Here is an 11563-nt window from a genome sequence, read left to right as displayed (position 1 = left end):
TAAAGGCCGCGTCATGGCCGGACGGGCGGCGGTGCGCGCTCGGGTAGCCTGTGATTGATGACATACCTGCCCGGACTCAGCCAGCCCGCGCCGCCGACGATGGTGGCGTGGAGTCCAGACATGACAGCGTACAACTTTGGTCCCGGCCACCCCATGGCGCCGGAGCGGATGGACCTGACCGCCCGCCTGGCCCGCAGCCTGGGGCTTTTCGATTTGGACCACGTCAAAGTGGCGGCGCCGGAGGTGGCATCCGACGCGGAGCTGGAGTCCGTCCATGCTCCCGATTACGTGGCTGCAGTGCGCCGGGTCAGCGCCGATCCTTCGCAGCCGGACGAATCCCGGGGCCTGGGGACGGAGGATGACCCCGCGTTTGCCGGCATGCATGAGGCGTCCGCCCGGCTGGCCGGCGGCTCCCTGCTGGCCGCCGAACGGGTGCTTGACGGGTCAGCCCTTCATGCTGTGAACTTCGGCGGCGGAATGCACCATGCGGCCCGTGACCGGGCCAGCGGCTTCTGCATCTATAACGACGCCGCCCTTGCCGTGCAGAAGCTGCTCGACGGCGGGGTACGCAAAGTGGCCTACATCGACGTCGACGCCCACCACGGCGACGGGACGCAGAACATCTTCTGGGACGATCCCCGCGTTTTGACGCTCTCGCTGCACGAGACGGGGCTGACCCTTTTCCCGGGGACCGGGTTCGCGAATGAGATCGGCGGCCCTGCCGCTGAAGGAACGGCCGTCAACGTCGCCCTGCCGGCCGGCACCGCGGACGCCGGCTGGCTGCGGGCCTTCTACGCCGTGGTGCCCCAACTGGTGGGCGCGTTCGCGCCGGAGGTGATCGTGAGCCAGCATGGCTGCGATTCGCACCGCAGCGACCCCCTCACGCACCTCAACCTCAGTGTGGACGGACAGCGCGAGGCAGCGAACGCCGTCGGGCATCTTGCGGAGCGTTACTGCGGCGGGCGCTGGATCGCCACCGGCGGCGGGGGCTACAACGTGCTGGAGGTGGTGCCGCGGGCGTGGAGCCACCTGGTGGCGATCGCCGCGGGGCGGCCCGTGCCGGTGCGCACCCCGGTGCCGGGCGACTGGCGGCAGTACGTGATGGAGAAGTTCGGCACAGAGGCGCCCGCCCTCATGGGAGATGACGTGGAGCTGTGGTGGCGTTCCTGGGAAGTGGGCTTCGACCCGAACGACGCCGTGGACCGCACCGTCATGGCCACCCGCAAGGCAGTGTTTCCGCTGCACGGGCTGGACCCCTGGTTCGACTAGCACAAATGCGGCCACCGCCGGCGTGCGGCAGCCCGAAATAGTTGATGCCTTTCGGCGTATATGTCGCTAGGGTGGGAGGCATGGTGACAGACGACGTATTTGCCGTCATAGCGGAATCCACGCGGCGGGACATCCTGGTGGCCCTGCGCGCGGGGGATAAAGCCGTGGGGGAACTGGTGGAGGAGCTGGCGGCGAGCCAGCCCACCATTTCCAAGCACCTGAAAGTCCTTCGCGAAGCCCAGCTGGTCAGCATGCGCGCGCAGGGCCAGAAACGGTACTACGCGCTTAACCGCGGGCCGCTGGAGGGGATCGCCAGCTGGCTCGAGACGTTCGACGTCGGCGCCGGCGCCAAGGCGTCCGCGTCGCCCACCAGCACGCTCCAGGCAGTTCCACACACGTCGGTCCAAAGCCAGGAAGCGCGGGGCGGGGAAGTGCCCGCAGGGAAAGCCCTGGACCCGGCCGCCCAGGGCCGGAAGGAGACCGGCCAAGCCGCAGGGGAGCAGGCGCCCGCCCACCTGAAGGAAGGCGTGGCCGCTGCTGCCGCCGCCCTGCCCCCGGCCTCCCGGACAGCGGAGCCGCAGCAGCCGGCACGGGAGGAGGTCCCGGCGCCCGTCCTGGTGCGGGAAGGCGCCGAGCTGAGTCCCGCCGTCGTGATTCCCGGCGGCACCGCAGCCCCGCTCAGTGACGACAGCGTCCCGCAGCAGATTGGCCGCACCGTGGGCCGCGCCGCCACGAAGGCCGCGGACCTGCTGGCCAACCTGCCCACCCTGCCCAAGTTCGGGCGCCGGAAGTAGCGCCTACTTCCCCAGCAGCCGCACGTGCTCCGGGGTCAGCTCGGAAATCCGGCTGACGCCCAGCAGGGCCATGGTGCGTGCCATGTCCTTCTCCAGGATCTGAAGGGCGCGGTCCACGCCGGCGCGGCCACCCGCCATCAGGCCGTACAGGTAGGCGCGCCCGATCAGGGTGAAATCGGCGCCGAGCGCCAGGGCCGCCACGATGTCCGCGCCACTCATGATGCCGGTGTCCAGGATGATGGCGGCTTCGCTGTTGTCCCCCGCGAAGGCCTGCTTGACCTCCGGGAGCAGGTGGAACGGAATGGGCGCACGGTCGAGCTGGCGGCCGCCGTGGTTGGACAGGACAACGCCGTCAGCGCCGTGGTCCACCACGCGGCGGGCGTCCTCAACGGTCTGGATACCCTTGACCACCAGCTTGCCCTTCCAGGTTTCGCGGAGCCAGTCGAGGTCCTCGAAGGTGAGGGTGGGGTCGAACATGGAGTTGATGAGGTCCGCGACGGTGCCGGTGTAGCGGGACAGCGACGCGAAGGTCAGCGGTTCGTGGGTGAGGAAGTTGAACCACCAGGCGGGCCGGTAGGAGGCGTCCAGGACAGTCTTGACCGTCAGTGCCGGAGGGATGGTCATGCCGTTGCGGACGTCACGGAGGCGGGCGCCGGCCACGGCAGTGTCCACGGTGACCATGAGGGTGTCATTGCCGGCTTTCGCGGCGCGTTCAATCAGTTCAAGGGAGCGGTCCCGGTCCGTCCAGAGGTACAGCTGGAACCAGTTGCGGCCGTTCGGCGCGGCTGCCGCCACGTCCTCGATCGACGCCGTGCCCATCGTGGAAAGGGTGTAGGGGATGCCGGCGGCTTCGGCCGCCCGCGAGCCCGCGTATTCACCCTCGGACTGCATCATCCGGGTGAAGCCCGTGGGCGCGATCCCGACCGGCAGTCGGGAAGGCTTGCCGAGGATGTCAGTGCTGAGGTCGATGCTGGAGACATTGCGCAGGATGCCGGGCCGGAACTCGATGTCCAGGAAGGCCTGGCGGGCGCGGCGGAGTGTGATCTCCTCCTCGGCGGCCCCGTCCGTGTAGTCGAACGGCGCCTTGGGCGTGCGGCGCTTGGCGATGTCGCGCAGTTCCCAGATGGTGCTGGCCCGCTTCAACCGCGCTTCCTTGCTGAACTCCGGCTTCTTGAACTGCATCAGGGGTGCCAGGTCCGAGTACTTGGGGATGCGGCGCTTGAGGGCAGGAGGCAGGGCGGACGACGGCGGCGCGGGGCTGGCTGCCGGCGCTGCCGGAATGTCCGTGGTCCCCGGTGCCGGGGTGGCCTCGGGATTGTTCGGCTGGATGGTGTGCGTCATGGCGTCCTTCCGTTCGGCTGATGCCGGTCCGGTCTGCTGTGGTCCAACCACACTCTAGGCCATGTGGTTGGACCACATCAAGTACCATGGACCGGTGCGTACCCATCAGCTGGTCCTGTCGTGGATCGAGAACGAGCTCGCCGCCGGAAGGCTGACCGTGGGTGGGCGGCTGCCCGCGGAACGAAGCCTGGCCGAGCAGCTCAAGGTGTCCCGCACCTCGGTCCGCGAGGCAGTCCGGATCCTGGAGGCGATGGGGGTGGTCCGCGCCGGCGTGGGGTCGGGCCCGGACGCAGGCACAGTGGTGATTTCGGACCCCACCTCCGCTCTTGGCTCAGCCCTCCGGCTGCACGTCGCTACCCAGCACCTGCCCGTGGCGGACATCGTGGAAACCCGCATCCTGCTGGAATCGTGGGCCGCGGGCAAGGCCCGTCCGGACGCCCCGGAGCTGGTGGAGGCGGCGGCCCTGCTGGACGCCATGGACATGCCGGAGGATCTGGCGGTCAATGAGTTCCTGGCCCTCGATGTCCGGTTCCACCTGGCCCTTGCCAACGCCGCCGGCAATGCCGTGGTCAGCGCCATGATGGGCTCGCTGCGCGAAGCCATCCAGGGCTACGCGGCTGAGCTGACGGCCGGCCTTCCGGACTGGAAAGCAACCGCGGCCAGGCTGCATGGGGAGCACCAGGGCATTCTGGCAGCCATCAGGAACGACGACGGCGGGCGTGCGGCCAGGCTGGTGGCCGCCCATATCGAGGGGTACTACCAAGAGGCCGGGCTGGGGAGAAGCGCCTAAGGGGCCCCGGGCCGGGCTTCCATTCAGCCATCGACTGCTTAGCCGTGCACAGTGCTGCGCGGAGCCTTGACCGGACCGGTGCTGGCCCGGACTTCCAGCCGCGGCTGGTAGCGGCTGCCAGGGGCCTCGTTTCCTTCCTTCCGGATCAATGAGCGCAGCTGGTGCCATGCCTGCTCGCCCAGTTCGGTGATGGGGACGGCCGCGGTGGTGAGTGCCGGCGTCGTATACCTGGCGAAGGGAATGTCGTCGAAACCGGTGACGGAAATGTCACCCGGGACATCCAGGCCGCGCTCGTGCAGCCCGCTCATCAGGCCCATGGCCACCAGGTCGTTGAAAGCCAGGATTCCGGTGGCGCCGCTGGCCAGCACGGCATCAACGGCTTCATGCCCGGTATCGAAGTCCGACCCGCCTTCCAGCATGGTCACGTCAACCTCGGGATGGGCAGCCTTGAAGTTTTCCAGGCCCTTGAGGCGCATTTCATTAGAGGCGCTGCGGGGCGGTCCCGCGAGGAAGGCCAGGCGTGTGTGGCCCAGTTCCACCAGGTGCCCGGCGATGTCCTGGACGCCCTGGCCGTAGTCCACCACCAGGCTGGGGACATCCGGGGCGGCCGTGGTGCGGTTGATCAGCACCAGGGGATGGAGCGACGGGGCAATCTCCTCCAGTTCCGCATCGGTCATGCGGGGGGCGCACAGGACCAGCCCGTCGCACCGCCGCCTCGCTTCGCCGGCCAGGATCGACTCCTCGCTGGACACTTCAAAGGAATCGGCAATGAGCACCCGGTAGCCGTCCTGGGCGGCGGCCCTGCTCAGGCCGCGAAGGATCGCCTGGAAGGTGGGGTTGGCCAGGTCCGGCACCACGATGCCGATAGTGTCCGTTTTGCCCAGGGCCAGGCTGCGGCCCACCGGGTTGGGCTGGTACTTCAGTTCCGCGGCGGCGGCACGGACCCGGGCCGCGATGTCGGGATCCACGGTGAAGTTCCCGTTCATGACGCGTGAAACCGTTGCATGCGAAACTCCCGCTTTCACGGCGACATCCGCGATGCCGATCCTGCCGCTTGCCGATTTCCTGGCCATAAGGAACCCTTCGTTTGCGCCGCCGGGCAGTCCCGCCGCGACAGACTGGTCACCGCGGCAGCCGCACTCGGACGGCAGGTGCTTTGACAGACAGCATATACGGGAGCAGGAAACCGATTTCTACCCTGCTTCCTGCTGGTTTCCGGAGCCGCGCATCCGGATTTGCATGGATGTCATGGAAAACGCTTTCTTCCGTACCAGCAAATGGTTGACGGATACGCCGAGGGGTTGATACAACATCTATAGGGCAACGAGAAAACGCTTTCTCAGCTCTCTTCGCACGGTGCAGCAAAGTGCCGCCGCCGAATCCCCGCACCCCGCTGCGGAACACAAGTTTTCGAAAGGGACCCCATGGTCAACACAGCCGAGACCACGTCGGCCGCCGCTGCTTCCGACACCGGCACCGCCGCCGCTGACACCGCCGCCGCACTTGCCGCACCCGGAAAGGACGGAAAGGCCCGGATCGCCCTCATCGGCACCGGCGGCCGCTCCGAGATGTACGTCCGTGCCATCTTCGGCAAGCACGCGGATACGGCCGAGCTGGTGGCCTTTTCCGACGTCAACCCCGGGCGGGTGGAGTTCTACCAGAAGCTCATCCAGGAGCTGGGCGCCCCGGGACCGGTGGCATCGTTCGACCCCGCGGAGCTCACCAGCTTCGTCCAGGCCAACGCCATCGACCGCATTATCGTCACCACGCCCGACTACACCCACGCCGACTACATCGTGGAGGGACTCCGGGCGGGGGCGGACGTCGTCGTGGAAAAACCCCTGACCATCGACGCGGAAAGCTGCCGCCGCATTGTCCAGGCCGTCCATGAAACCGGCCGGAACGTGGTGGTGACCTTCAACTACCGCTACTCGCCGCGCAACAGTGCGCTGAAGGAAATCATCCAGAGCGGCGTGATCGGCAAAGTGACCTCCATCGACTTCAGTTGGGTCCTGGACACCGTCCACGGCGCGGACTACTTCCGCCGCTGGCACCGGGAGAAGAAAAACTCCGGCGGCCTGCTGATCCACAAGGCTTCCCACCACTTCGACCTGGTCAACTGGTGGATCGACGACGTCCCCGAACGGGTCTTTGCCTCCGGCGGCCTGAAGTTCTACGGCGACAGGAACGCCGCCGAGCGCGGCCTGGGCCCCCGCCCTGAACGCGGGACTCCCGACGCCGATGCCCCCGCCGGCGACAAGGACCCCTTCGCGCTGGACCTCAGGGAGGATGAGCGGCTCAAGGCCCTCTTCCTCGACAACGAGCACTACGACGGTTACCGCCGCGACCAGGACGTCTTCACCGCCGGCATCACCATCGAGGACAACCTCGCCCTCGTTGTGGAGTACCAGGGCGGCCCGCGACTGAGCTACTCGCTGAACGCCCACAGCCCCTGGGAAGGCTACCGCGTGGCCGTCAACGGTACCGAGGGGCGTGCAGAGCTGGAAGTGGTGGAACGCGCCGCGGTCCTGCACAGCACTGACCGGAAGACTGTGGTGGATCCCAGCGCGACGCCGGTGGAGGAAGAAGACGCAGTACGCCGCAACGGTGAACGCCTGGTGGTGCAGCGTCACTGGGAGGCCGCCTACGAGGTCCCGATCGTCAACGGCGAAGGCGGCCACGGCGGCGGCGACGAACTGCTGCTCTCGGACCTGTTCAACGGTCCCGGCGAGGATCCGCTGGGCCGTCCTTCCGGCTACCTGGACGGGCTGCGGTCCGTTTCCGTGGGCATCGCCGGCAACAGGTCGCTTGAAACCTCCCTGCCCGTCCGCGTCGAGGACCTGGACCTCGGCGTCGACCTGCGCCGCGGCAAGTAAGGAAGAACCATGAGCAGGATATTCGTCACCGGCGGCTCGGGCCGCCTGGGCCGCAGCGTGGTGGCGGGACTGGCCCTCGCAGGCCACGAGGTGGTCTCGGTTGACCGCGAGGCGGTGCCCGCCGGACTTCTGCCGGCCGGCGTCGTCCAGGAAACTGCGGACCTCCTGGCGCCCGGGGAGGCTGCCCGGCTGATCGGGGCAGCAAGGCCCGACGCCGTGATCCACCTCGCGGCGATCGCCGTACCGTTCAGCGCGCCGGAGGATGTCATTTTTGGCACCAACACCCGGCTTGCCTTCGCCGTCATCAGCGCCGCGACGGAGCTGGGCGTGCCAAAAATCGTCACCGCCAGCAGCCCCACCGTCCTGGGCTACGGCTGTCCCGCGGGCTGGCTGCCGCCGTCGTTCCCGCTGGACGAACGCACCCCGCCCAAGCCCTGGAACGCCTACGCCCTGTCCAAGCTCATCGCCGAACAGACCGTGCAGATGTTCGCCGCCGCCCAGGGGGAAAAGATCCGCTATGCGGCGTTCCGCCCCTGCTTCGTGATCTCGCCCGAGGAATGGGACGGTGCCCCCACCCAGCAGGGCCACACGCTCGCCGAACGGCTGGCCGACCCCGCCCTCTCCGCGCCGGCACTGTTCAACTACGTGGACGCGCGGGATGTGGCGGACTTCCTGGACCTGCTCCTGCAGCGGATGGGGGACATTCCCAACGGGGAAACCTTCTTCGTCGGGGCAGCCGACGCCCTTGCCACGGCACCCCTAGCGGAACTGATGCCCCGGTTCCTGCCGGGAAGCGAGGCGCTCAGCGCCGGCCTCACCGGCACCAGCCCGGCGTTCTCGATTGCCAAGGCCCGGGAACTGCTCGGCTGGCAGCCCAGGCGCACCTGGCGCACCGAACTCAAGTCCAACCACACCCTCAACGACGAGGCCCTGCCGCTGGTCACCGCCGGCGGCGGAGGCAAGGAGACATCATGAAATTCGACGGCGTACTCTTCTTCCCCGTCACCCCGTTCACGGCCGAAGGCTCCGTCGACGTGGAACTGCTCAAGGAACACATCAGCTCCCGGCTGCCCTTTGGTCCCGGCGGTGTGTTCCCCGCCTGCGGCACCGGCGAATTCCATGCTCTCAGCATCGATGAAGTCCGCACCGTGGTGGCCGCCGCCGTCGAGGTCGTCGCAGGAAAAGTGCCCGTGGTGGCCGGCGCCGGCGGACCCCTGGGCCACGCCCTTGCCGCGGCCAAAGCTGCTGAAGAAGCCGGCGCGGACGCCCTCCTGGTGCTGCCGCCCTACCTGGTGACCGGTCCTACGGACGGGCTGGTGGCCTACATCGAGGCTGTTGCCGGCGCCAGCAGCCTGCCGGTCATCGTCTACCACCGCGGCAACGCAAAGTTCACCGCCGCGTCCATGGCCAAACTCGCCGGCAACCCCAAGGTCATCGGCTTCAAGGACGGCCTGGGCGACGTTGGCCTGGCCCAGGAAATCGTCACGGCGGTCCACGCCGCCGGCCGGACCGACTTCGCCTTCTTCAACGGCCTGCTCACCGCCGAACTGACCCAGGGCGCCTACCGGGGACTGGGCATCCCGCTCTACTCCTCGGCCGCGTTCGCCATGGCGCCCGAAATCGCCAAGGCCTACTACGACGCCTACACCGCGGGGGACGAGGACCGCCGCAACGCACTGCTCGAGGGCTTCTACGCGCCGCTGGTCCGCCTCCGCGACCAGACCCCCGGTTTTGGCGTTTCCCTGATCAAGGCCGGACTGCGCCTGGCCGGACTGCCGGTGGGATCCGTCCGGCCGCCGCTGGTCGACCCCACGGAAGAGCAGCTCGTGGAACTGAAGGCCATCCTGGCCAAGGGCTACGAGCTGGCCGGCCACTGATGAGCGCGCCGGCGGCCCAGGCTGTGCGGACTGTTCCCAGCATCACCGGCCTGTCCACCCGGCTCCTGACAGTTCCACTGCGCAGGTCCTGGGGTGCGGAGGCACCGGAGAACCACGTGATCGCCACCGAGGTCCATACGGACGACGGCGGCACGGGCTACGGGTTCTCCTGGACACCCACGATCGGCCCGCAGGCCGCCAAGGCGCTGCTGGACTACGACATCGCCCCGTTCATCACGGGACTGCCCGCGTCGCCGGAGGCAGTATGGGACGCGCTGTGGAAGCGGCTCCACGAGGCCGGCGGCGGGGGACTCACCACCATCGCTATGGCGGGCGTGGACCTGGCGCTCTGGGACCTGCAGGCCACCCGGGCCGGCACCTCCGTCACCGGCCTCATCGGCCGGCGGCAGGAATCCGCCGAGGTGTACGGGTCCGGGGTGAACCTGCACTACACGCTGGAGGAGCTGGTGGCGCAGGCTGAACGCTGGGTTGCCGCAGGCCACCAGGCGGTGAAGATCAAGGTGGGCAAGCCGGACCTCCGCGAAGACTACGAACGCGTGCAGGCCGTCCGCTCCGTCCTGGGCCCGCACCGCAGGCTCATGATTGACGCCAACCAGCGCTGGGACCTGCCGGCCACCTTCCGGGCCCTGGACGTCCTGTCCGAATTCGGCCTTGACTGGCTTGAGGAACCCCTCCGGGCCGACGACCTGTGGGCCTACCGGCGGCTCCGGAAACATTCACCGGTACCCATCGCCCTTGGCGAAAACCTCCACACCATCTACCGGTTCCGCGATTTCATTGAGGCGGAAGCAGTGGACATTATCCAGCCGAACATCATCAGGGTCGGCGGCATCACCCCCTTCCGGCGGATCGTGGAGCTGGCGCGGACCAACAGCATCAGGGTGATGCCGCACCTGCTGCCCGAACTGTCAGGACAGCTGGCCCTGACCCTGGCCGAGCCCACCCTGGTGGAGGACGTTGAAGACGCGTCGTTCGAGCAGCTGGGCATCCTGGCCGGGCCGCCGCCGGTGCGGTTCACCAACAGCAGGGTCACCCTGGCGGACCGTCCCGGGCTGGGTTTCCGCTTCAAGGACGGGCTGTGACCAAGAACCCGAGACAAGAACAGGTACCTGACGTGACAACTGCAACGCTTTCCCTGACCGAACTCACCGCCGCCGCCACCTCGGCAGCCAAAATCGCCGCGGCGGCCTCCGACGCCGAACGCGCGGTCTGGCTGACCGCCGTCGCCGACGCCCTGGACGCCCACGCCAGTGAACTGGTGGAGATCGCCGATTCCGAGACAAGCCTTGGCGCCACGCGGCTCACCGGCGAGGTGGCACGCACCACCGGCCAGCTGCGGCTGTTCGCCCGCGTGATCACCGAGGGCTCCTACCTGGAAGCCATCATCGACCACGCGGATCCGGCCGCCATCCCGCCCCGGCCGGACCTCCGCCGGATCCTCAAGCCCATCGGCCCCGTGGCCGTCTTCTCCGCATCGAATTTCCCATTCGCCTTCTCCGTTGCCGGCGGCGACACCGCCTCGGCCCTCGCCGTGGGCTGCTCCGTCATTGTGAAGGCCCACTCGGGCCACCTGCGGCTCTCCGAGCGGACCGCGGAGATCGTGGCAGAGGCACTCCGCGGCGCGGGAGCACCCGAAGGTATCTTTGCCCTGGTCCACGGCCGCGAAGTGGGCACCGCACTGGTCCAGGATCCGGCCATCAAAGCCGTGGGCTTCACCGGCTCCATCCCCGGCGGCCGTGCCCTGTTCGACCTCGCCACCTCCCGGCCGGATCCCATCCCGTTCTACGGCGAACTGGGCAGCCTCAACCCTGTGGTCATCACGGCCGCTGCACTGCAGGCCCGCCCGGGAGAGCTCGCCGCGGGCCTTGCCGGGTCCTTCACCCTCGGCGCTGGGCAGTTCTGCACCAAGCCTGGCCTGGTGTTCATCCCCGCCGGGACGCAGTTCGCCGCCGAAGTTGCCGCGGCCAGCAAGGACAAACCGGCCCACGGCATGCTGACCAGCCGCATCGCGGAAGCCTACCCGCACGGCCTGCGCAGCTTTGCCGCGGTGGACGGCGTTGACGTGGTCAGCGGCAGCGTGGAGCAGGACGCCGTTGCCAACGGAGCGGCGCCGGTGGTCTTCTCCACCACGGCCGCGAAGGTCCTGGAACGCCCGGAGCAGCTGCTGGAGGAATGCTTCGGACCCACCACCATCCTTATCGAGTACGCGGACCAGGACCAGCTTTCCGCTGTCCTGGCAAAGGTCCCGGGAAGCCTCACCGCCACCCTGCACGCCCAGCCCGGTGAAGACATCGCGGGCCTGGTGGAGCAGCTGTCCGGGCTGGCCGGACGCGTCCTCTTCGAGGGCTGGCCCACCGGGGTAGCCGTCAACTGGGCGCAGCAGCACGGCGGCCCCTACCCCGCCACCACGTCCCTGTTCACCTCGGTCGGCGCGACGGCGGTCCGCCGGTTCCAGCGTCCGGTCGCCTACCAGGACGCCCCGGAGGACGTCCTGCACCCGGCGCTGCGAGAGGACAACCCGCTGGGTATCCCGCGGCGGGTGGACGGGGAACTGGTGCTTCCGTAACACGCTCTCTCACCGAATACGGGACGAGC

Annotated in this window: 10 protein-coding genes; 8 read left to right on the top strand and 2 right to left on the bottom strand. The window is 68.5% G+C overall.

Annotated features, from left to right (window positions below):
* Positions 1 to 57: 57 nt before the first annotated feature.
* Both RM50_RS10605 and RM50_RS10600 read left to right on the top strand, forming a co-directional pair.
* A complete protein-coding gene (locus RM50_RS10605) occupies positions 58 to 1269 on the top strand; it encodes an acetoin utilization protein AcuC (RefSeq protein ID WP_043452432.1) in 1212 nt (403 codons plus the stop codon).
* A gap of 80 nt (positions 1270 to 1349) precedes the next feature.
* On the top strand, positions 1350 to 2063 hold the full coding sequence (locus tag RM50_RS10600) for an ArsR/SmtB family transcription factor (protein WP_043452430.1): 714 nt from the start codon (positions 1350 to 1352) through the stop codon (positions 2061 to 2063).
* 3 nt (positions 2064 to 2066) lie between these two features.
* On the opposite strand, the gene RM50_RS10595 is transcribed toward RM50_RS10600, so the two are convergent.
* A complete protein-coding gene (locus RM50_RS10595; RefSeq protein WP_043452429.1) occupies positions 2067 to 3404 on the bottom strand; it encodes an alpha-hydroxy acid oxidase in 1338 nt (445 codons plus the stop codon).
* 61 nt (positions 3405 to 3465) lie between these two features.
* On the opposite strand from RM50_RS10595, the gene RM50_RS10590 reads away from it, so the two are divergent.
* Positions 3466 to 4194: a FadR/GntR family transcriptional regulator gene (locus tag RM50_RS10590; protein ID WP_205622251.1), complete on the top strand. Its 729-nt coding sequence runs from the start codon at positions 3466 to 3468 to the stop codon at positions 4192 to 4194.
* A 38-nt stretch (positions 4195 to 4232) separates the two neighbouring features.
* Here the strand turns inward: RM50_RS10590 and RM50_RS10585 are convergent, their stop codons facing one another.
* On the bottom strand, positions 4233 to 5267 hold the full coding sequence (locus tag RM50_RS10585) for a LacI family DNA-binding transcriptional regulator (protein WP_043452428.1): 1035 nt from the start codon (positions 5265 to 5267) through the stop codon (positions 4233 to 4235).
* 351 nt (positions 5268 to 5618) lie between these two features.
* Here RM50_RS10585 and RM50_RS10580 point away from each other — a divergent pair, with 351 nt between their 5' ends.
* From RM50_RS10580 to RM50_RS10560, 5 genes are read left to right on the top strand one after another with little or no spacing between them, the layout of a single operon-like run.
* Entirely contained in the window at positions 5619 to 7070 is a 1452-nt protein-coding gene (locus RM50_RS10580) for a Gfo/Idh/MocA family protein (protein ID WP_043452427.1), read from the top strand.
* Between the two features lie 9 nt (positions 7071 to 7079).
* Complete coding sequence (locus tag RM50_RS10575; protein ID WP_043452426.1) at positions 7080 to 8045, top strand: NAD-dependent epimerase/dehydratase family protein; 966 nt, start codon at positions 7080 to 7082, stop codon at positions 8043 to 8045.
* Positions 8042 to 8947, top strand: a complete 906-nt coding sequence (locus RM50_RS10570; protein ID WP_043452425.1) for a 5-dehydro-4-deoxyglucarate dehydratase — start codon at positions 8042 to 8044, stop codon at positions 8945 to 8947. Before RM50_RS10575 ends, RM50_RS10570 begins: the two co-directional genes overlap by 4 nt.
* A complete protein-coding gene (locus RM50_RS10565) occupies positions 8947 to 10050 on the top strand; it encodes a mandelate racemase/muconate lactonizing enzyme family protein (RefSeq protein ID WP_052260132.1) in 1104 nt (367 codons plus the stop codon). The genes RM50_RS10570 and RM50_RS10565 overlap by 1 nt, the downstream gene beginning before the upstream one ends.
* A 32-nt stretch (positions 10051 to 10082) precedes the next feature.
* Entirely contained in the window at positions 10083 to 11534 is a 1452-nt protein-coding gene (locus tag RM50_RS10560; RefSeq protein ID WP_043452522.1) for an aldehyde dehydrogenase (NADP(+)), read from the top strand.
* Positions 11535 to 11563 lie beyond the last annotated feature (29 nt).

The sequence above is a fragment of the Pseudarthrobacter phenanthrenivorans genome (assembly GCF_000813845.1).
Classification (GTDB): Bacteria; Actinomycetota; Actinomycetes; order Actinomycetales; family Micrococcaceae; genus Arthrobacter; species Arthrobacter phenanthrenivorans_B.
The sequence above is the reverse complement of the archived record's forward strand: the minus strand, read 5'-3'. Positions and strand labels throughout refer to the sequence as shown.